This window comes from Flavobacteriales bacterium (genome assembly GCA_016699575.1).
In the GTDB taxonomy this organism is placed as follows: Bacteria; Bacteroidota; Bacteroidia; order Flavobacteriales_F; family PHOS-HE28; genus PHOS-HE28.
Genome location: CP064979.1, coordinates 2,643,287 through 2,665,408 on the forward strand (window position 1 = coordinate 2,643,287; position 22,122 = coordinate 2,665,408).

The 22,122-nt window shown below is 60.2% G+C and carries 16 protein-coding genes; 10 read left to right on the forward strand and 6 right to left on the reverse strand.

Annotation, left to right across the window (positions count from 1 at the left end):
- Position 1 precedes the first annotated feature (1 nt).
- From rpsM to rplQ, 5 genes are all read left to right on the forward strand, one after another.
- Positions 2-379: a 30S ribosomal protein S13 gene (gene rpsM, locus IPJ76_11020; protein QQR85148.1), complete on the forward strand. Its 378-nt coding sequence runs from the start codon at positions 2-4 to the stop codon at positions 377-379.
- A 42-nt stretch (positions 380-421) separates the two neighbouring features.
- On the forward strand, positions 422-835 hold the full coding sequence (gene rpsK / locus IPJ76_11025) for a 30S ribosomal protein S11 (protein ID QQR85149.1): 414 nt from the start codon (positions 422-424) through the stop codon (positions 833-835).
- 45 nt (positions 836-880) lie between these two features.
- Complete coding sequence (rpsD, locus tag IPJ76_11030; protein ID QQR85150.1) at positions 881-1,495, forward strand: 30S ribosomal protein S4; 615 nt, start codon at positions 881-883, stop codon at positions 1,493-1,495.
- Positions 1,496-1,562: 67 nt separating this feature from the next.
- Positions 1,563-2,555 carry a DNA-directed RNA polymerase subunit alpha gene (locus IPJ76_11035; protein QQR85151.1) on the forward strand — a complete coding sequence of 331 codons (993 nt, stop codon included), beginning with the start codon at positions 1,563-1,565 and terminating at the stop codon, positions 2,553-2,555.
- Positions 2,556-2,609: 54 nt separating this feature from the next.
- On the forward strand, positions 2,610-3,086 hold the full coding sequence (gene rplQ / locus IPJ76_11040) for a 50S ribosomal protein L17 (GenBank protein QQR85152.1): 477 nt from the start codon (positions 2,610-2,612) through the stop codon (positions 3,084-3,086).
- 66 nt (positions 3,087-3,152) lie between these two features.
- Here the strand turns inward: rplQ and IPJ76_11045 are convergent, their stop codons facing one another.
- Positions 3,153-4,703 (reverse strand): S8 family serine peptidase, encoded by a 1,551-nt coding sequence (locus IPJ76_11045; protein ID QQR85153.1) that lies wholly within the window; start codon positions 4,701-4,703, stop codon positions 3,153-3,155.
- A gap of 177 nt (positions 4,704-4,880) precedes the next feature.
- Here IPJ76_11045 and carA point away from each other — a divergent pair, with 177 nt between their 5' ends.
- Both carA and eno read left to right on the forward strand, forming a co-directional pair.
- On the forward strand, positions 4,881-6,011 hold the full coding sequence (carA, locus tag IPJ76_11050) for a glutamine-hydrolyzing carbamoyl-phosphate synthase small subunit (protein QQR85154.1): 1,131 nt from the start codon (positions 4,881-4,883) through the stop codon (positions 6,009-6,011).
- Between the two features lie 9 nt (positions 6,012-6,020).
- Entirely contained in the window at positions 6,021-7,307 is a 1,287-nt protein-coding gene (gene eno / locus IPJ76_11055) for a phosphopyruvate hydratase (GenBank protein QQR85155.1), read from the forward strand.
- 61 nt (positions 7,308-7,368) lie between these two features.
- On the opposite strand, the gene IPJ76_11060 is transcribed toward eno, so the two are convergent.
- A complete protein-coding gene (locus tag IPJ76_11060; protein ID QQR85156.1) occupies positions 7,369-8,547 on the reverse strand; it encodes a T9SS type A sorting domain-containing protein in 1,179 nt (392 codons plus the stop codon).
- A gap of 2,791 nt (positions 8,548-11,338) precedes the next feature.
- On the reverse strand, positions 11,339-13,660 hold the full coding sequence (locus IPJ76_11065) for a right-handed parallel beta-helix repeat-containing protein (protein ID QQR85157.1): 2,322 nt from the start codon (positions 13,658-13,660) through the stop codon (positions 11,339-11,341).
- A gap of 24 nt (positions 13,661-13,684) precedes the next feature.
- Here IPJ76_11065 and IPJ76_11070 point away from each other — a divergent pair, with 24 nt between their 5' ends.
- Both IPJ76_11070 and IPJ76_11075 read left to right on the forward strand, forming a co-directional pair.
- Positions 13,685-14,020, forward strand: a complete 336-nt coding sequence (locus IPJ76_11070; protein QQR85158.1) for a hypothetical protein — start codon at positions 13,685-13,687, stop codon at positions 14,018-14,020.
- A 455-nt stretch (positions 14,021-14,475) separates the two neighbouring features.
- Positions 14,476-15,294 carry a hypothetical protein gene (locus IPJ76_11075; GenBank protein QQR85159.1) on the forward strand — a complete coding sequence of 273 codons (819 nt, stop codon included), beginning with the start codon at positions 14,476-14,478 and terminating at the stop codon, positions 15,292-15,294.
- On the opposite strand, the gene IPJ76_11080 is transcribed toward IPJ76_11075, so the two are convergent.
- Positions 15,288-17,726, reverse strand: coding sequence for a hypothetical protein (locus tag IPJ76_11080; protein QQR85160.1), 2,439 nt, complete (start codon positions 17,724-17,726; stop codon positions 15,288-15,290). The genes IPJ76_11075 and IPJ76_11080 overlap by 7 nt on opposite strands.
- 195 nt (positions 17,727-17,921) lie before the next feature.
- On the opposite strand from IPJ76_11080, the gene IPJ76_11085 reads away from it, so the two are divergent.
- Positions 17,922-18,428, forward strand: coding sequence for a hypothetical protein (locus tag IPJ76_11085; protein QQR85161.1), 507 nt, complete (start codon positions 17,922-17,924; stop codon positions 18,426-18,428).
- A gap of 3 nt (positions 18,429-18,431) precedes the next feature.
- On the opposite strand, the gene IPJ76_11090 is transcribed toward IPJ76_11085, so the two are convergent.
- Both IPJ76_11090 and IPJ76_11095 read right to left on the reverse strand, forming a co-directional pair.
- Complete coding sequence (locus tag IPJ76_11090; protein ID QQR85162.1) at positions 18,432-19,328, reverse strand: MerR family transcriptional regulator; 897 nt, start codon at positions 19,326-19,328, stop codon at positions 18,432-18,434.
- Positions 19,329-19,461: 133 nt separating this feature from the next.
- The gene (locus IPJ76_11095) at positions 19,462-21,888 is read right to left on the reverse strand and encodes a DUF4397 domain-containing protein (protein QQR85163.1); all 2,427 of its coding nucleotides are present in this window, start codon (positions 21,886-21,888) and stop codon (positions 19,462-19,464) included.
- Positions 21,889-22,122 lie beyond the last annotated feature (234 nt).

Genomic DNA, 22,122 nt, shown 5'->3' on the forward strand with positions numbered 1-22,122 from the left:
CATGGCACGTATCGCAGGTATCGACCTACCGAAACAGAAACGCGGGGCTATCGGCCTCACCTACATCTACGGCATCGGCCGCAGCACCGCCTTGTCCATCCTGGAGAAGGCGGATGTTGATCCGGACATCAAGGTGGAGGACTGGGATGACGACCAGCAGGGCCGCATCCGTACGGTGATCAACGAGAACATCAAGGTGGAAGGTGCGCTGCGCAGCGAAACGCAGCTCTCCGTTAAGCGCTTGATCGACATCAACAGCTACCGTGGCAACCGCCACCGCAGCGGGCTGCCCGTTCGTGGACAGCGTACGCGTACCAACAGCCGCACGCGCAAAGGCCGCCGGAAGACCGTTGCCAACAAGAAGAAAGTCACGAAGTAAGACCGTAGGGCCCGCGCAAGCGGACCCGCAACCCAGCAGACCATGGCCAAACAAGCAGCCGAAAAAGGAGGCGCCGCCGCCGGCAAAAAGAAGAAGAAGACCGTCCTCGTGGAGGCCTTCGGGCAGGCGCACATCCGTGCCACCTTCAACAACATCATCATCAGCCTCACCAACAACAAGGGCGAAGTGATCAGCTGGGCCAGCGCCGGCAAGATGGGGTTCAAGGGCAGCAAGAAGAACACCCCTTACGCTGGCCAAACGGCCGCTGAGGAAGCCGCACGCGAAGCCCACGAACTGGGCCTGCGCAAGGTGAAGGTGTTCGTGAACGGCCCCGGCAGCGGCCGCGAAAGCGCCATCCGGGCGTTGCACAACAGCGGTGTGGAGGTGACGGAGATCATCGACGAAACACCGATGCCGCACAACGGTTGCCGCCCTCCCAAAAAGCGCCGCGTCTAACACAACAACAAGCAAGGGCACGACAGGTCGCGCCCATACGGAACAATGGCACGTTACACAGGACCCAAGACCCGCGTCAACCGCAAGTTCAAGGAGCCGATCCTTGGCGCTGACAAGTGGATGGAGCGCAAACCCTACGGCCCCGGCCAGCACGGCAGTGGCGTAGGCAGCAAGCGCCGCAACAAACAGAGCGAGTACAGCACCCAGCTGCAGGAGAAGCAGAAGGCGAAGTACACCTACGGCATCCTCGAGCGCCAGTTCGAGAAGATGTTCCACACGGCCGCCAGCAAGAAGGGCATCACCGGCGAAGTGCTGTTGCAGCTTTGCGAAGCCCGCCTGGACAACACGGTGTACCGCATGGGCATCGCCCGCACGCGCCGCGCTGCCCGCCAGTTGGTGAGCCACGGCCACATCACCGTGAACCGCTCTTTGGTGAACGTGCCGAGCTACACCCTGCGTCCAGGTGACGTGGTGTCCGTGCGCGAGAAGAGCCGCTCGTTGGAGACCATCACCAACAGCATCCATGGCGCTCCTGCCCGCCACGATTGGATCGAGTTCGATCCCACGTCGATGAGCGGCAAGCTGATCGCCATGCCCGAGCGCGCGCAGATCCCGGAGACGATCCGCGAGCAGCTCATCGTGGAATTGTATTCGAAGTAAGCCTTTAGGGCGCGAACGCGGAGGACGAGGAACGAACGAACCATCAACGAACAACCAGCAACCAAACATGCCCATTCTCGATTTCCAGCGGCCCGACAAGGTCATGATGATCGAAAGCGACGACCAGCGCGGAACCTTCGAATTCCGTCCGTTGGAGCCCGGCTACGGCATCACCATCGGCAACGCGCTGCGCCGCATCCTGCTCAGCAGCCTCGAAGGTTTCGCCATCACCAGCATCCGCATCGACGGCGTTGCGCACGAGTTCAGCACCATCAAGGGCGTGATCGAGGACGTGACGGAAATGGTGCTCAACCTCAAGCAGGTGCGCTTCCGCCGCCAGCTCGAGGACGTCAGCACCGAGAAGGTGAGCCTCACCATCAGCGGGAAGGACAGCTTCACCGCGGGTGACATCGGCCGCCAGACCACGGGCTTCCAAGTGCTGAACCCCGATCTGGTGATCTGCCACATGGACAGCAGCGTGAAGCTCACCATTGAGCTCACCGTGGGCAAGGGCCGCGGCTACGTGCCCGCTGAGGAGAACAAGACGGCAACGGCTCCCATCGGGACCATCTTCGTGGACAGCATCTTCACCCCGATCAAGAACGTGAAGTACACGGTGGACAACACCCGTGTGGAGCAGAAGACGGATTACGAGAAGCTCACCATCGAAGTGGTGACCGACGGCAGCATCAGCCCGAAGAACGCGCTGCAGGAAGCCGCCAAGATCCTGATCCACCACTTCATGCTCTTCAGCGACGAGCGGATCAGCCTGGAGGTGGAAGAGCGCGTGAAGGAAGAGGACTTCGACGAGACGAGCCTGCACATGCGCCAGCTGCTGAAGACCAAGCTGGTGGACATGGACCTGAGCGTGCGCGCGTTGAACTGCCTGAAGGCGGCCGACATCGAGACGCTCGGCGACCTGGTCGCTTACAACAAGAACGACCTCTTGAAGTTCCGCAACTTCGGGAAGAAGAGCCTCACCGAACTGGAGGACCTGGTGGAGAACAAGGGCCTGAGCTTCGGTATGAACGTGAGCAAGTACAAACTGGACAAGGAGTGATCATAGGGGCGGGATCTGTCCCGCCCGTTATGGCACAACGCAGACGACAAAGTCATGAGACACGGGAACAAGAACAACGCGCTCGGCCGCAAGAAGGCCCACCGCGACGCGCTGCTGAGCAACCTAGCGGTGAACCTCATCGAGCACAAGCGCATTGAGACCACGCTGGCGAAGGCCCGCGCTCTGCGCCGCTTCGTTGAGCCCCTCATCACCAAGAGCAAGAGCGACGACACGCACAACCGCCGTACGGTGTTCAGCTACCTGCAGAACAAGGATGCCGTGAGCACCCTGTTCCGCGACGTGGCACCGAAGGTGAACGCGCGGCCGGGTGGCTACACGCGCATCCTCAAGATGGGCAACCGCTTGGGTGATGCTGCTGAGATGGCCATGATCGAGCTCGTGGATTTCAACGAGATCTACGTGAAGGAGAAGGCCGGTGCCGAAGCCAAGAAGACCCGTCGCAGCCGTCGCAGCACGGGCAAGAAGGCCGAAGGCGAAGCTCCTGCTGCCGAAGAGGCCAAGAGCGAGTAACCGACAACACATTGATACGACAAAGGGCTCTGATCGGAGCCCTTTGTCGTTGTAGGAGGGTGGAGATCACAAGGCCAGCGCACAATTCACGGCAGCGGCGGCATTGACGTTCCCGTAGCCTTTGGAACTGCTTGGAGCGCCCGCGAACTGGGCGGTGCTCGTGAGGCAGCTCAGGACCTGTGCACGTGTAGCCGTGGGTTTGGCGGCCCACACCAGAGCCGCGACGCCCGCCGCCGTGGCCGTGGCCGAGCTGCTGCCGCCGATGTAGTTGGGCGCATTGCCCGCGGGTGCAAGCGAGAGGGAGTTGCGCGAACTATTGCTGCTGCGCTCCATGCAGATCGTGAGGTCGATCTGCGACCCGTCGTGGCAGCTGCCGCATTTGCCGCCGTTCTCCTTCACACCGGTAACGGCCACACAGTTGCTGTAGGCCGCGGGGTAGATGACGCCCCACCAGCTCGTCCAGCTGAAGCTCGTGCCACCGGCCGCCATCACCAGCTTGCCAAGGCCGTGCGCGTAGTTCACGCCGTCGCTCAGCACGCTGTAGCTGAACGGCGAACCGATGCTCATGCTGATCACGCGCACGTTGGCATCGTTGCCCAAGGCGATGAGGGCGTTCTTCACGGCCGTGCGCTCGCTGCTCTTGTCCAGCACCACATCCTCGCACGCACGGATGAACCGGAAGCTGCTCTTGTAGGCCACGCCGGTGGTGGCGCCGTTCGTGTTGCGCGGCCCAACAGCCTGTCCGCCCATGCTAGTGCCGTGCGAGCAGCTGGTGTAGGCTGAAGTACCCAACGTGGCAGAAGCGCTGAAGGTGCGGCCCACGTTGCTGTCGCCGTTGTTCAGGTCGCTGCCGATCAGGGGCTGCGCCGAACTGAGGCCAGCATCGATCATGCCTACGGTGATGCCAGCGCCCTGCGATGAGTTCCAAGCCGAGGGGATGTTGTGGTTGTTGAAGTTCCAGGGCAACTTGGCGTTCGGGCTGATCGTGGTGTAGTCGGCGCTGTTCAACGCGTAGGTGCTCGGGCTGCAACCGGAGGTGCTGCGTTCTTCCATGGCGGCCACCAGCGGCCAGTAGTCCAATGGTTCGATGTAGCGCACGTTCTCCAGGTTCAGCAAGCGGGTGATGACATCCTTGTCCGTGATGCGCAGGGTGATGATCGGCAGGACAGGGTCGTCCTCCACAAGGATGTCGCGAAGCGTCACTTTCCCGCGGGCATTGCGGTTCAGTCCATCGAGGACCAGCTCGATGATAGCGTCGTGCACTGCGCGCCATTCCGACCGTTTCACATCAACGGTGTGCAGCTGCTCGTCCACGTTACCGGCGGTCGCGGGCTTGTAGCCGATGGACACGCTGTGGTCGTTGTAGAGCGTTGCGCTCCAAAGCGTGCGGACATCCACCCATTCCCAACGGAAGTCGTTGCGTTCTTCCAGAAGGCCGATGATGGTGCGATCGAGTGCTTGCTGCGAGAGCGGGTCGCCAGCCGGGACTTCCACGGTGGTGGGTTTGTCCTTCAGCACGCCATCGTTTTGTCCGGTGGAGGGTGGCGCCATTTGGGGTTCACGTGCGCAACCGGCCAACAAGGCCGCCATTGAGAACAGGATGAGGTGGTGCTTCATGGGTTGTGTTTCGGGGTAGGGAAACTAGCCGGGTGTTCGATAGGTGCGGAGGTGATTTCTCCACAGCCCGGTGCGGGCGGTCTTTGCTAACACCTGTGCAGAACATTGGACATTCGGGTCTTGGGGTGCGGATATCTTCGCGCCCGCCTGCCGCCAGGCCGGGCCGCTTACCAGCCGATGCTCATCAGTCACCGTCCCGAAGCCTTGTTGTTGCTCGCGGACGGCACCGTTTTCAGGGGCAGGGCCATCGGCGCCATCGGTACTACTGTTGGGGAGATCTGCTTCAACACCGGCATGACCGGCTACCAGGAGATTTTCACGGACCCGAGCTACACCGGCCAGATCATGGTGCTGGCCACACCGCACGTGGGCAACTACGGCGTGCACGCTGACGAGACCGAGAGCAAGAGCTTGAAGATCGCCGGATTGGTGGTGAAGAAGTTCAGCGAGGTGTGGAGCAGGCCCGCAGGCTCCGGTAGTTTGCAGGATCACCTGGCCAAGGGCGGCGTGGTGGGCATCAGCGATGTGGACACACGGAAACTGGTGCGGCATATCCGCGATAACGGAGCACAGAACGCCGTGATCAGCAGCGCCACCCTGGATGTGGACGTGCTGAAAGCCACCTTGGCCGAAGCCCCGGACATGGCCGGGCTTGAGCTCAGCAGCAAAGTCACGTCACCGGCGGCCTACACAGTGGGCGAAGGCCAGTACCGCGTGGCGCTGGTCGATTTCGGTGTGAAGACCAACATCGAGCGCTGCTTGGTGGAGCGGGGCTGCACCGTACGGGTTTTCCCCATGACCACGCCGATGAGCGAAATGCTGGCCTGGAAGCCGCACGGTTTTCTGCTGAGCAATGGCCCCGGCGACCCCGGTGCCATGCCGGCAAGTGTTGCTTTGGTGAGATCCATCGTGGACAGTGGTTTGCCCGTGTTCGGCATCTGCCTCGGGCACCAATTGCTGGCCGAGAGCCAGGGCATCGGAACGGAGAAGATGCACCACGGCCATCGCGGGATCAACCATCCGGTGAAGAACCTCATCACGAGCCGCGATGAGGTGACGAGCCAGAACCACGGCTTCGTGGTGAACCGCAAGCAGGCCGAAGCGAATCGCGCCATCACCATCACGCACGTGCACTTGAACGACGGTTCTGTTGCTGGCTTCAGCCTGAAGGACCGTCCGGTGTTCAGCGTGCAATACCACCCGGAGGCAGGGCCCGGTCCGTTCGACTCCCGTTACCTCTTCGACGATTTCGTGGAGAACATGCGGACGCACATCAGCGTATCACGCGGCCAACTCCAGAACGCCTAAGCCAACAGCATGAGCCTTATTGCCAAGATCGCCGCCCGCGAGATCCTCGATTCCCGCGGCAACCCCACCATTGAAGTGGACGTGTACACGGAAGCCGGCCACATGGGCCGTGCCGCGGTGCCCAGCGGTGCCAGCACCGGCGCGCACGAGGCTGTTGAACTCCGCGATGGCGACAAGAAGCGCTACCTGGGCAAAGGCGTGCAGAAGGCGGTGGAGCACGTGAACGAAACGCTGAACAACGAGCTGCACGGCGCGAACGTGGCCGACCAAGTGATCATCGATCGCGTGATGTGCCAGTTGGATGGCACGGACAACAAGAGCAACCTCGGCGCGAACGCCATGCTGGGTGTGAGCCTCGCCGTGGCCAAGGCCGCCGCCAGCGAAGCCGGGCTACCGCTCTACCGCTATGTAGGTGGGGCAGGGGCGCGCACGTTGCCCGTGCCGATGATGAACATCCTGAACGGCGGTGCGCATGCCGACAACAAGGTGGACATCCAGGAGTTCATGGTGATGCCCGTGGGTGCTTCGACGTTCGCCGAGGGCCTGCGCATGGGCGCCGAGATCTTCCATCACCTGAAGGCGGTGCTGAAGAGCAAGAAGCTCGGTACCAACGTGGGCGATGAAGGCGGTTTCGCGCCGGACCTACAGAGCAACGAAGAGGCCCTGAAGTTGGTGATGCAGGCCATCGAGAAGGCCGGTTACAAACCCGGCGACGATGTGGTGCTCGCACTGGATGCGGCGAGCACCGAGTTCTACGATAGCAAGAAGGGCGTGTACACCTTGGAGAGCACGGGCGATAAGCTGAGCAGCGCCGACATGGTGGGCATGTGGAAGGACTGGTGCAAGCGCTACCCCATCGTGAGCATTGAAGACGGCCTGGCGGAAGACGACTGGAAAGGCTGGAAGCAGCTTACCGAAGCGCTCGGTAGCAAAGTGCAGCTGGTGGGCGATGACCTGTTCGTGACCAACACGGAGCGACTGTCCAAAGGCATTACCGAAGGCATCGGCAACAGCATTTTGGTGAAGGTGAACCAGATCGGCACGCTCACCGAAACGTTGGAGGCCGTTGAGCTGGCGCACAAGAACGGCTACACCGTCGTCATGAGCCACCGCAGCGGTGAAACGGAGGACAGCACCATAGCTGACCTGGCCGTGGCCACGAATTGCGGCCAGATCAAGACCGGAAGCGCCAGCCGCAGCGACCGGATCGCGAAGTACAACCAGCTCCTCCGCATCGAGGAGCAGTTGAGCAAGGTGGCCGTGTACCCGGGTCGGCGCCTGCGGTACGTGGGCTAGCGTGACCGATCGCTTGCGCCTGATCCCGTGTGAATGGCGGGTGTTGGAAAAGCGGTGGGGCTTACTCCACAACAAGCTTGGCCCCGCTGAGCCACGTTGTGCCTTGCGCTAGATGCACGTAGTACAACCCGTCGCTTAGCGCAGACAAGTCGAGCGTGTTGGCGCCGTCTTGCGCTGCTTGCTCGTGGGCTACTTGCCCTTGTGCATTCACGAGCACCAAGCGCAGCCGTCCTCGTCCCGACGCGTCGGGACCATTGCGCTGCATGGAAGCGGGCAGTTGCACTTGCACGGTTGCCGAGCGGTTCGCCGGGTTCGGAAACACAAGGAATTGCTCTCTGCGCGCAGTTGTGTTCTCCTCCTGCACCCCCATCCCGAAGTTGCCCAAGTGCAAACGGCTCACGAAGCGTTGCCCCGGGTCGTTGGTGGTGCCATCGTTGTAATCCCAGTAGGAACCGCAGACATACATGTGCTGATTCGCTGTATCGAAGGTGACCGATACAATTGCCGCGTTGACCAGAAATCCATCATCGAACAAACCCACACCACAATCATCGAACCAAGGCAGCACAGTACCCATCGAATCGAAGACACAGATCCCACTACGCGGCTCGCCATTCACATACCGGAATTGCCCCACTGCAAGTATGCCTTCCCCCCATGGATATAGGTTGATCACACTCGGCCCGATGAACGGACCGTTGAGCGTATCATCGGTGAACACAGGAATGGCGAACGTGCTGTCGATCGAACCGTTCACGTTGAACCGTGCGAGTTCGATCGTATCGTTAGGCGCCTGGGAGCGCCTATAATTGCCACCTACATACACCCGGCCGTCATTCATCGGCAAAAAGCACTTGGCGCTGCCCACGGAAACACCCGTACGGAATGTGGTGTCCGGGCTGCCATCACTGTTCATCCGGAAGAGCCAATCCACCTGCTCTCCTTCCCACTCCGTTATGTTGCCCGCACCGATGAACTGGCCGTTGGGCAGTTCCTTGAAACGCAGCAAAGCGCCATTGCCGCGCCGATGGATCATGGTGGTGTCCAAGTAGCCCGTGTTGCTGAACCAGATCAAGCCATAGTTGCCAATAAACCCCCTGAGCGTGTCACTTAAGGTGTGCCCACCGCTCATCAGGATGCGACCGTCAGGGTACACATGATATCCTCCGCTTTGCCCTGAGGTAAAGTAAGGCCCATTGTTCATCATGATGAAACTTGAATCCACTACGCCGTCGGCCATCAACCGACGCACAAGTCCATTTGTGACATAGTACTGACCATTCCAAGGGGCAATCCCCCCCCCCCCTGTGGATGCTGGGAATCCAGGGAAACCCAAATCGCGAGTACCATCTGGCCAGACCCGGGATGCCCCTCGCCAAGTCAGATCGCCGGGGTACATCATCTGCCCAGAGAATAGCACTTTCCCGTCGGAAAGGACAACCACTGAGTTCACCGCTTGTGAAATCAGTTCTGTTTGGAAAGACGTATCGACAGAGAACGGCGCTTGGGCCCTGCCCAGCATGGCCGCACTAGCGGCCATGCTGAACAAGAGACCCAAGGAGACGTTCCGATTCATCGTGCGATCAAGAGCTTCTCAGCGTGTTCCACTTTGCCATTTACTTCAAGTTCCACGTAGTAAGCGCCATTTGCCAGTGCCCTGGTGTCCAGTAAGTGTTGGCCTATTTGGTTGCCAAGTCGTTCGGTTATCAAGAGCCTACCGCTCATGTCGCGCAGCGCCAAAGTAGCCCTATCTGAAGTGTAGGGGAGTGCGTAGTCCACTGCCGCCCATTGCGAAGCGGGGTTCGGGTGAACAACGATAGTGACCTCCGTCGCGTTGTCGGTCTCGTTCGCGTTGGCCTGCGACGGGCTGCGTGGTTCGCCTGCACCACCGGTATGTGGTGGACTGCACTGCCCGTATGCGGCGCACAACAGGTTGGCGGCCCAGCGGCTCGGCCTGTCGTAGTGGTCGGTTACCAGGGTTTCCAACACGCCCAATTCGGTGCCGTCCAAATGATAGGCATCGCGGTTGTCCAAGGCGGCATCGCGCAGCACAGCAATAAAGGCGAGCATGTTCACGCGCTCGCCTTCTTCTTTTTCGTTGGGTTCGCGCTCCGTAGGCATGGCCTCCACTACGGCGTAGGCGGCTGCGTGGTTGCCGGTGCCCATGAGCAAGGCGGCCTCGGCATAACGTGCGCTGTTGGTGCGCACTTGTTGCCACAAGGCGCGCACGGTGTCCGGTGGCACCGTATCGGTTTGGTACAAGTACAGCAGGTGGTTGGCAGCTTGGGTCATGTTGGCGTGCTGCGTACCCAACTGCACCTCCAGTTCGGTGCGGTAGGTGCGCTCGTCCCAACTGGCCACAATGGTGTTCAGGGCATACTGAGGCAGGGGATAGTCGGCCTCGTCGCGGGCCCATTCCAGGAAGCCTTCCTCCTTGGTGCCGTCGGGGTTGGCCACGCAGATCTCCGTCTTGATGGCCACCGGGGCAGGTTTGTTGATGAGGCTCTTGAGGGCTTCGGCGCTGAGGTAGGGGCTTAGCGACAGCAGGTAGTCGCGCAGCTCCCAAACATCCTGGGGCCAGGCATTGGTGATCTCCAGCACCACTTCATCGGTGCTGCCGCCATCCATCAGCTGGTCGTAGAGGTAGCGGGTGTTACCGTACTCCAGCTTGTGTGCCTGCAAAGCGGGGCGCAGGGTGCCCACGGTTTGCCCGCCGCCCACCACACCGGGGCCGGGGTTGGTGCAGGCGCTGGTTTGCCCGGTGAGGGGCACGGGCACCAGTTCGTGTACGCCCGGAACGCTGGTGAAATACAGCGGCTCCTGTGCGGCGGGACCTTGCTCGTAATAGTAGTTGATCTGCGGTACGAACTCCGTGGTGATCTCGAAGTCCCAGTTGGTTACGTTCTGATCGAACGAGTTGCCTGCCGCCAATTGTGGCGAGCCTTGGTGGCCACGGATGGTGTGCAAGTCGGGGTTGATCAGGTCCGAAATGGCAATGCTGCTCGAGAGATTCGTTGCATTGCCGTTGTTCTGGTTGCACTGGAACTGCAGGCCCAGGAAGTTGGCTTGCCCGCCGTTCACATCGGCACTGATGCCCTCGCCCACATAGGCGCGCCGCATGCCGCTTACGGTGTTGTTGTACACGATGTCGTTGTGGTCGCGCACATAACCCACCACAATGCCCTCCTTCTCCACAGTCGGGTTTGCATCCACAGAGGGGGCAATGGTGTTGTCCTGGATGCTGAAGGCGTAAGCATCGGTGCTGAAGATGGCGCGGTGGTGGTCCAGCCAGAACTCTTCGCTTGCGTCAGTCAATGTCACGCTCCACTTGCCCAGCTCGAAGTTGCAACCGCGCACGCTGAAGCCGGGCATGCCGTTCACATACACGCCGCAGATGTTGTTGGTGAACTGGCTTTGGATAATGTTGGTGTACGGCGAGCCGAAGGCCGCCGTGCTGTGTACGGCGTGGTCGAGGTTGCTGAAGAGGGATGGTGTTGCACCGTTCGGCCACACGGCCACGTTGGCATTGAACGACTCGATGCCGTAGCCCATGCGATGGCTTTCGGTGTGCGTGGGCAGGTCGTTGCTCATGGTGTTGCCCACGAAGAGCACCTGGCCATGGTCGGCTACACGCACATGGGTCTTGGGGTCGAGGGCGGCGTAGTTCAAGTGCCGCGTGGTTCGGAATTGGGTGTTCTCGAAGTAGGGAATGTCCCAGTAGTCTTCCCCGAAGACCTCACCCGGTCGCCCGTGAATGACCACATCGTGCAGGTTGTTCTCGAAGACGGCATCCGTGCAGAACACCCAGCCGGGTTTGCTGTTGGCGCTGCTGAAGCCGGGGTTCATGATGTCGGCAGCCTCACCGCACAGAACGCCCGTCATGGCATTAGCGATCGTACCACCGGAGTACACTTCTACACGTCCGTTGTCCGTATTGGGGTCGGAATCGCCGATGGACCGTATGCCATCCCACATACTGCTGGCGCAACCATTTCCGGGAACGTTGGTGAGCAGGGCGCCGTTCTGCACCTTCAGCAAACCTCCCGGGTGCACCTCCACGCGTGTGAGAGGATTTGCATCGATGCGGCTGTCGGCAAAGCCGATCGTGGCCCCGTCGATGGTGAGCGATGCGCTGGCTGGCACCTCAACCACGCCCTTGATGTTCGCGTCGTCGGTCCATACCTCGTCGCCGCTAACGATGTAGCCTGCGGAGATGTCGAAGCCGGTGTTGAGCTTGTATAGAACGACACTGCCAAAGTCCTGAGGCACGGTAACGGAACCGGTGTAGATGTTGCCGTACACGTCACTCCAACAGCCGGGGGCGAGCGTGTAGGTCGCGATATCGTACGGGTTGTTCGCATCATCGCCAGGATACCGTCATCCATGTAGATGAAGAGCCTGTGTTCGTCAGTGGGTTCCAGGGTGCCGTCTTGCTTCGCAACGGCCACGTTGTCGATGTCGAAGGTCCGTTGCGTGGCACCTACAAGGAATTCGGGGTCGCGGAAGTGGGAGTAGATCCATTCGATTGGGCAGTTCGGATCAGGCGATACCCCGGGTAACAGGATAGGCACACTGTAGTGCCTCCACTCAGGGCCCACATCAACGAATCCGCCGGTGGGGGCCGGGAGGTAAGTGAACCTGTTCAGCAGGAATACTTCGAGCGCACCGGGCATATCGGACCTTGCGTCGAACTCGAACAGCCAATAACCCTCATCCGCCGGTCGCTGAACATTGCGGAATGCCGAAAGGTTCTGGACTATCTCCGCACCCGAGGTCCGCATGAAAATGTTCCCGTTCTGGTTCGGAAAGGTAGGGGCCGCGCCATTGGAGCTGCTCCATCCAGAACCCGACGAACTGAAGTCGGGGTCCGTCACAGTCACCGTCACCCCAGTGTTGAGGGTAAAGTCATTCGGCTCCACATCATGCACTGGGCTTGCATGGCTGTTCACGTCCTCATCGAACCATGCTCTCCAGCGTTCCAAGGTCATCGGCACCGGCTGGTCGTCGTAGGTCACATACTTCGGTACGATCCAAACCGGCAGGTCGCTGAACGGGTTGAAGTAGTAGTTGTCCTTGAAGGTGCCGAAATCCACCAGCGGCTCAGCGCCTGCCCATGAGTCCGCGTGCGCGTTGAGCACCTGCAAGCATCGTTGGTCTTCTTTGATGCTGTAGCAGATGTTGCCGGAGTATTGGTCGTTGTATGAGGGTTTGTAGACAGGGCAGGAGCAATCGTCGTCCGTTTGCTCGTTCGACGCATCGCTGACGCTCAGTTGCACGGCATTGTCGAAGAAGGTATTGCGCAGTATCCGATTGTTCTCGCTGAAGTGCGTGTGATCAATGTGCGTTCCCGCCGAGCAACCGGTGACGGTGTTCCCCTCAACGCGGGTGTTCTTCACACTGAAGAAACCGAAGTAGATGCCAAAGCTGATGTCCTGATAGGCATAGTAGGCCTTGGACGTGCTCACCGCATTGTTCGGGAAGTTCGTAGAGAGCCCGCTGACGATGTTGTCCTCTATGACAAGGCCATCACAGTCGTCAACAGCCACTCCACCTCCATCGTTCAGGATTTTCAAGGCCCCGTTGATGTAGTTACGTGAAATGGTGCCACTGCCGTTCACATCCATGGCAGAGTAGCCGATGTTCGTGAAGGTGTTCTCGGTGATGGTCACGCCGGGGCCGGTGGACAGCAATCCACGGTAGTCACCGTACACGCCAGCGCCCATGCCGATCTCCAAGCCGATATCGACGAAGTCATTACCTTGTATCAACGCGTTGGAACCACTGCTCAGAAGACCGAGCGTGTAGCAGCGCTGGAACAGGTTGTTGGTGTACTGGCAGTTCGCATTGCCGGGTGGTGGCGGATCCTCGCCAATGCCTTGGGTGCACTCCACGAATTCACAACCCGTGACATGCAAGGAGTTGCAGTCTTCGCTGTACAACCCCGTGATGATGTAGCGCTCGAAGCGTATGTCCGATACGGTGCAGTTATCGGCATTCTGGAAGTCGAGTCCCTTGTCCCAGACAGCAGCCGTGATCGTTCCCGGTGCACCCCCGTTGAGACTCATTACCCTGAGATCCTGCCCGTTCGCATGCCATTCACCAGGAGCATCACAATCCTCCAAGCGCTTCTGGAGGAAGTACCCCCAGCCAGCGGTGGTGCCGTCGAAAAGGAATTCCAAGTTCAGCGTCGAAGCCACCGACCAACCGTTCTGCTGAAGACCAGGGCCGCCCATTGTACCCTTGTCATACTGCCAGTTCGCGCAACGCAGCACCACCTCCGAGCCTATCCAGGCAGCTCCGGGATAGGCTGCATCAACAAGTTCAAAGGCGTTGGTGCCGGCATCTGTTTCCAACTAACCGGTATCCGGGTATCGAGCATGATGCAGCAACACTCCGTTCTCGTACACGAAGCCAGGAACAAAACCAAAACCCGTGCTGATGTACCGGTTCGCTGGCGCGCCACCGCCCTCGATCTGCAGGTTTGGCACGCTAACGTCACCGTAGAATACCGGCCTCGCACCAGCACCATAAGCGGCAAAAGTCAACCCATCGTTCCCGGGGGCGTCAACAGTGAGTTTGCCCGGATAACGCCCGCCGCGTTCAAAGAAGAACGTGGTGTTCCCCACTCCACCATTGAGCAGGGTCTGAACATGCTGAAAGGTTTTCCAAGGGTTCCCCAAGCTTCCGTCGCCTGTTGCATCACTTCCGTTTAGCTCCGAGATGTAGTAAGGCTGCCCCATCACCACCCCTCCGCACATCCCCGCCAGCATCATCCCCGCCCATCGACATCGCCGCCACCAACCACCTGCATGCCGGTCGGCCCGGCTACCGTGTTGCTTGTTGATGGCACTTCCAGTGCCATTGCTTGCGCGCATTGCCGCAAGCCTGTTCCTCCCCAACGTTCTGTTCATCGTCTCCATGTTCGTAAGGGTTTAGGTGTTTTCGGACCTCGGACCGGGAGGTCATTGGCGGTTGAACACGAACCTATTCCCCAGCGCCACGCATAGTGCACGGGCCCATGCCAACATGTGCGGCTTGTGTACAGGTCAGGTGTTAGGGTGTGGGTACGCAGCACAGGGCCGCTTATTGCGCGGGGGGAGAACTTTTGACCCGGCGCGATCGGTGGGAGCGCAATGCGGGTTCGCGCGGCGTGCACCATCTTCGGGGCATGGCCCGCCTTGCTGGAAGTGCGTTGTTCCTCGTGTTGTGCGGGGTGCGCCTGCATGCCCAGGATGCCGCGACCGACAGCACGAACTACTGGCAGCAGGAGCGCCAATGGAAGGTGCGCAACTTCGGGCACACCATCGGATTCGAAGCGGCGTGGACCAAGGCCCACGACCTGTCCGTGATGCAGCAGTTCGCGCGCAGCGCCAATGTGGTTGACGCGGACCAAGACTATGACTTCATCTACTTCCTGTCGGCTTCGCTGGCCATCCATGCGCAACAGGATGTGAGCATCAGCCGCTGGGACAATGGCAACATCACAGGCCACCAATGGAGGGTTTCGTTGGACCGTTTCATCGGCCGCACCTCAGGGGTTGTGGTGGAGCATGATTCCGTGGCGAGCACGGATTCGCTCTACCGGCTGGGAACCATCTACCTCTATTCACAGAACGAACTGGCGCTGGGCCTGGAGCGGCGTTGGCGCACCGATGAAACACGGCCGTTCTATTTCGGTGCGTCGCTCGGCGCCAACATCGGCACTACCACCAGCAACACCATTGTCGTGCTCAACTACACGCAGCTACGTGTGGTCGATGGAACGCAAGAGGTGGAAAGCCTGGAGGAACAGTATCCGGGCAGGAGGTGCAGTTATCTGCGTGGCCATGTGGGATTGCGCGCCGGCTTCAGGATCAAGCGCCGTTTGGATGTCGCATTGGAAGGCACTTACGGCGTAGGCCTCCAGATGATCAGCACGGACGTGGTGCGGCCCATCACGTCGCGGGTGACGGCGGTGCTTGCTACACGCTGGACCTTGGGTTACTGACCGCGAGCGGCCACCACCACGCGACCGATGCACCGTGGCGCGGTGTTCAATGCATTGTGCAGCACTTGGTACGCACCGGGGCCCATATCCGAGATGCTCAGTTCCAAGCGGGCGCCGGTGATGGTGGTGTCTTTCACAGTTCTTCCTTGCGCATCGATCAAGCTGATGGTTCCATTGGGCATCGCACCCGCAACATTCGTCACCAAGACCAGTCCATGGGCGGCATCATGCACCACGTTCCAGGCAGCTACTTCCGGCGCAGTGGTGGGGGCGATGCCCACCGCGCTTTTGCGCCAAGCGAGGGTGTATTCGCCCAGTTGCAGTGCGGTGAAATCGATGCGGCCCGCACCGTCCGTGGGGCTTCCTTGGGTGTTCACGGTGGCCGTGGTCACGCGTGTCCACGGCATTCCGGGCGAGCTCCGGTGCAACAGCACCAAGCTGTCCTCATGGAATGCCACACCACCGAAGTCCTGGACAAGTCCCACGTCGTATGAGCCCGCTGCGGTCGGCCTTCCATCGAAGGTGATACGGCCGCTGAAGTCGCAACCCGCGGGCACTAAGCCCGTGAAGCGCCAGTAGCGGTCGGGTGAAACGACGTAGGCGAACGGCTCATCGGTGAGGTCGTCCGCTGCCACCCAGTATTCCTCCACGCGGACGATGGCCGTGTCGGGCACCGTGTTGGCGGTGATGCGGAAATTGGCGAGGTTGTATTGGTTGGTCCCCGTGCCGGTGATGGTGTCCTGTTCGGCGGTCATGGCCAGGCTGATGCGCTCGTCGTTGTTCAACCAGATCATGGCCGGTTCGAATGGTGATTGCAGCTGGATGGTCGAGTTCGCACCGCTCAGGGAATGCAGTTCACTGTGCAGTGCGCCGTTGGCACCAACACAGGTGACCGTAACGGGAACATTGCTGTACAGATGGTCCGCGTGGCGGAGCTTCTGCTGAAGTTGCACGGTGACGGAGTATCCGCCACCGTTCGGTGACGAGGAAAAGCCGTCCACTTCGAACGCGGCCCAACCCGGTTGCTCGATCCAATCGCTGAAGAAGTCCGTCAGGTCCACACCGGTGGATGCCGCCAATTGGTCGCGTAGTTCCGTGGTACTGATGTCATTGAACGCATAGGAATTGAGCACGTTGGTCAGGCCGCTGCTGAAAAGTGCATTGCCCAGGTAGCCGCGCAAGGTGTGGAGCACATCGGCCCCCTTGTTGTAGGTGTGTTCACCATAGGTGAACTCCTGCGGCACCGCGTTCAACGCATACCAGCCTTCGTCCGTCACGTGTGCGGTGTGGAGCATGTCGTGGTGGTTGTTGCGCACTTCTTCCATGTAGCGCTCGTTGCCGTAAACCGCTTCCAGGAACAGATAGCTGAGGTACTCCGCGAAGCCCTCGTTGATGTACATCTCCTCCGCCCGTGCGCACGTGATCAGATCGCCGAACCACATGTGGGCGAGCTCGTGGGCCATGGTGGCTTCGAACTGAAGGCCACCATCCACGATAGAGGTAGGGTAGGAGATGTTGCAGGGATGCTCCATGGCGCCCTGCGGTGTAAGGCAGTAGCCCACGCGCTCCCAGCGGTACGCACCGAAGGTTGCCTCGAACGCATCGAAGGCTTCCTTCAGGTGAGTGAAGGAGTTCTTCAGGTCCGTGGTGTCTGCTGGTTGGGCAACCAAATGCACGGGCACGCTGCCACCACCAATGCTCGGGAACGTGTCGTTCACCGCGGTGTAGTTGCTGGCGGCCACGGAGGCCAAGTAGCTGGGGATGTTGCCCTCCATCTTCCAGTGGCTTTCCCACAGGCCGCCGCCCAGGTCCGTCTCGGAAAGGCGCTCGCCGTTGCACCAAGCGTGCCGGTTGAGGTCGGTACGTACGATGAACTCGAAGGTGCTGCGCTCCACGAAATTGTCGAAGCACGGGAACCAGGCCCGGCCATAGGAATGCGGTTGGGACTCGAAGGCGACCCCAAGGTTGTAGATGATGCTGCCACTGGTATAGAAGCCGCCCCAGCCACTGCCATCGATGGTTGGGTCGCCACCATAGTGCACCGTGAGTTGCGACGTGTCGGCCGGATCGTAGGTGCCGCCGAGGTTGATGGTGAGCAGTTCACCGTTCTGGTTGAAGGCGAGGGTTCCGCCGTTCATCGTCACGGAATCAACGGTGAGGTCAAGCAGGTCCAACGGCAGCTCCGTTATGCCGTTCACCTTGGGAGCGAAACGCAGCGTGGTCTTGGCCTTGATGATGCCCTGGTCCACCGGTGTCAGATCAAGGTCGATCAAGATGTGCAGGATGTCGATGCTGTCACTGCGCGAAGCGTCGGCTTTGGTGTGCGTTGCAGCACTCGTCAGCCGTTTATGATCGGCACATGGTTGAGCGAGGACATGGAGACTGCCCAGGAGCAGGGCGATCACGAACACGATACGGGAAACCACCATCATTGACCGATTTGCTTTGGGTGGAAAGTTAGAGGTGCTGCTGTTGCGTGTTCGTCGACTTGTGGCACAAGCTGACGACGGAACCCTGCGTTGGCTTTTCAGGAAGGGGAGCCCGGCTCTAGCGTACGAGCGGACCGACCTGAGCCGACGGTTCCGTTTTCCGGGGATACCTTCGGTCCCCAACACCCGCCAAGTTCCATGAGCATCGGTGCACGCCAGACCTCGGTAGCGTTGATGCTTCTTCTTGCAGCATCAACAACGAGCGCCCAGGCCACGAACACCTCTTATCGCCAGAAGCCGGGCACTGTGAACGAACAGGTGGTGGACTTTGCGCAGGAACGGATGGGCAAGAAGGTCGGCCGCGGTGAATGCTGGGACCTTGCGGCTGAAGCCCTCAACAATGCTGGCGCTACTTGGGACGGCAGTTATGGCTGGGGTGTCGTCCTCGACCCCGGCAAGGACAGCATCCTTCCGGGGGATATCATCCAGTTCAAGGACGTTGAGCTGGAATGGGAGGAAGGCAACAGCCGCAACCGTATGACAATGCCCCATCACACGGCTGTGGTCATGGAGGTGAAAGCACCGGGCGTATTCATCATCGCGCACCAGAACTTCGGTCCCATCGGAAGGAAAGTGGGCACCACGGAACTCGTCATGGCCCATGTGAAGAAGGGGCGCGCAACGTTCTACCGGCCGCAGGGCTGAGGCTTACCGCAGCAGAAGAGGCACCATATCCGTGAAGTGCCCGAAGACACGCACGTTCAATGGCAGCTCCGTGCCACTTCCGGATACGGCGCTAGGTCCGGTCAGCCAATGGGATATGAACGACTGCCCCAGATGCTCTCCCAGGTCCGAGAGGAAACGGTCCGTACCGCCATCGAAGTTGGAGGTGAGGACGGTCACCATCACCAACGGACCGGAGAGCGTTGATGCCAAGTGGACCAGATCGCCGAGGGGCACGCTCTGGCCGAGATAGATCACATGCTTGCCCGCACTTCGTAGGAGATAGTTGGCGTAAAGCAGGCCGAGCTCGTGCACCTCGAATTCGCGCAAATAGAGGATGTGGGTGGGGGGGCCGGACGCCACCGTCAATGAGCGGGTCTCCGCTTCCAGACGACGACGAACGAGATTGCTGGCGAAATGCTCGTGCGCCGGGCGGATACTGCGTGACTGCCAGAGCAGCCCGACCTGCATCATGAAGGGAAGAAAGACCCCTTCGGCGAGTTCCCGGAAGCCGTGTTCCATGGAGAACACGTTGCAGCGATCCTCGAACCGGGCCTCGTCGAAGTGAAGCATGCTCATGACCAGTTCTTTGAGCATGCTTCCAGCATCCGCAACGTTCGCCAATTCCCGCACCTTCTCTTCGCGCGAGGTGTTCGTCATCGCGGCGATCTTGGAGATCTTCACACCGCTGGTGTTCAAGTATGCGATGTTCAGGAGGTCGCGCAGCTCCTCCACGCTGTAGTGGCGGATGTTGGTATCCGTCCGCGCGGGCCGAATGAGACCATAGCGCCGTTCCCACACGCGGATGGTATGGGCCTTCACCCCCGAAAGGTTCTCGAGGTCGCTTATGCTGAAGCGCGTGGCGAACGGACTGGTGGGCACGGACGCAAATGTGCGGTCTTCCCGGCTCCCTCGCTGCGGCGCATTGCCAAGGGCTCGGGGTTTGTTCGCCCAAGGACGCCGGAAAGGGAGCCCCGGATCCCCGGAGCTCCCTTCCTCAGGACCGTTGCCCCTGTCAGCGTGCAACATGGAAAACCATGCTCTTCACGGCGTTGCCGGAGAGGACTTGCAACGAGTAGTGGCCCGGTGCCAGAGTGCTTACCGGTACTTCGAGACGAGTGGCCCCGTTCAAGGCGATGTTGTCGGCAACCGACATCACTTCCCGACCGGTCGCGTCCATCACCCTGAGTTGTGCATCACGGGCTCCATCGGCCTTCAGTTCCACGCTCAGGACATCGCTCACCGGCACGGGCCAAAGCGCGCTTCCGGCGAACACATCGTTCTCTTCCACGCTGGTGATGAGCGGGAGTTCCACCAGGTCGCCACCGCCGGCCAGTGCTACCCAAAGGCCGAAAGCAGGTCCATTGCTGTTCTGCGTGGGCGCCAAGAAGCCGCTGGCAAGAACCGTCAAGGCGGCACCATCGAGGCCTGGGAGCGCAAGCGGTGCTTGGTAGTTCACCAGAGGCGCACCCTGTTCGTCCTGCACTTGCAGTGCATAGTCGCCGGTGGCTACTTCGAGGTAGCCGTTGAATTCACCGTAGGCCAGGTCGTCCACCAGGGTGGCTCCTCCTAGAACAGCGGTCTCCGCTACATCCACCACGGGTGCATCCGTGGCGCCATGGAAGACGAGGATGTCCGTGTTCGTGGAAGTGTTCGCCACTTCGCGCGCACCGGCGAAGGCATACAGGTTGAAGGGCTGAAGAGGGTTGTAGCCCGAAGAACTGACGATGCCGTTGGCCACGACCACATAGGTCTCATCGGCTTCGAGGTTGAACGATTGGTTGTAAATGGCATCGCTGGCCTGTGTGCTGTTCGGCAAGGCGATGCCAACATTGAGGTCCACCCCCGCCTGCGCATCCACGAACGGTGATGCGGTCCTGAACTCGAAATCGTCCAACAGCAATGTGTTGTTCAGCCAGACATCCACGGTACTCGCGGCCAGATCGGCGCTGTTGTGGATCAGTTGCAGTCGGGATGTGGGGATGGAAGCGGATGGGAGAGGCACGAGCGCACCACCGCTTGGCAATGCGGCCCAGAGGCCGAACGCCGGTCCGTTGCTGTTCACTGTGGGATCGAGGAACCCACTGGCCAGCACCACCAGCGCTGAACCGCCCAGGCCCAAGGTGCTCAATGGGGCACCATAGGCTGCCACGATAGTGCTGTTGTCGGCTGTACGCACTTGAACCGTGTAATCGGCCGTGGGAAGTTCCAAGTAACCCGCAAAAGAGGGGTAGCTCAGGTCATCAACGATCATTGCACCCACCACATCGCTCTCGAAAACATCAACGTTAGGTGCGTCCGTGGCGCCATGCAAAACGAGCACGTCGGTCATCATCGCTCCACCATTGGAAGCCTCGCGACCTTGGTCGAAGACTTCGATACTGAAGGGCGTTGCAGGCTGATAACCCGGACCACCAAGCGTACCACTGGCCACGAGCACATAGGTCAAACCGTCCTCCAAATTGTAGTTCACTTGCACCAGTGCATCGCTGCTTTGGGTGCTGTTGGGCGGTGCAACGCCTACGGTGAGGTCCACCCCTGCTTGAAGGTCCACGAAAGGGGACGCTGTGCGGAACTCTAAATCGTCAATGAGCAGCGTATTGTTCAGCCAGATGTCCACAGTGCTGGCGCCGAGGTCAGCGCAATTGTGGATGATCTGTGCGCGGGCAGTGGGGATGGAAGCCGTTGGCAATGGTACAAGGGGACCACCGGATGCGAGCGCGGCAAACAGGCCGAACGCAGGCCCACCGCTGTTCACCGCAGGATCGAGGAATCCACTGGCCAAAACAGTGATGGCCGCCCCGCCCAGGCCCAAAGTGGCAAGAGGAGCTTCATAGGCTGCCACAATGGTCGAATTATCGGCCGTGCGCACTTGCAATCCGAAGTCTAGCGTGGGCAGTTCCAAGTATCCCGCGTAGCTGGGGTATGAAAGGTCATTGACCACCGTGGAGTTGGTCACCACGTTCTCGTAAACGTCCACCATAGGCGCATCGGTCGCGCCATGGAGCACAAGAACGTCCGTGAACAAAGGGCCACCATTGGCCACCTCTCGTCCTTGCGCGAAGACCTCCAGCGAAAACGGCGTCGCTGGTGAATAGCCGATAGGGCTTATCGTTCCGCTTGCGACCACCACGTAGGTTTCTCCTGCCGTCAATGTGAACGACAGGTTGAAAATGGCGTCGCTGGCCTGGGTGCTGTTCGGTGGCGCGACCCCCACGTTTAACGGCACGCCCGCAGGGGCATCGATGAACGGCGACGCGCTGCGGAAAACGAAATTGTCCAAGAGCAGGGCATTGTCCAGCCAGACGTCCACGGAAGCAGCGGCGAGATCGGCGCAGTTGTGGATGACCTGTACACGGGCAACACCACCACCCTCGGCGAATGCACCACTGGTGCACAGCAGCCCAAGGGCGAAGGCTGCGGGTTTTAGGTTGGGGTTCATCGGTGTTATTGTTTAGTCATTACGACGGCAAACATGAACAATAAGTCGTCCAAAATGTTCAGGAGATAAGCAAAAAAGATTGAACATGACGCTTGGATGACATATCCGTCGACCTGCCACAGCGCCGATCTGAGGCTAGCCCGTGGCAAAGGGTCGTCTCGCAAGTGCATTATCCGCGCTTCACGAGGCGGTCGGCAGCGTTCGCATGCGACCGCCGCCCTTAGCATTGCGCCT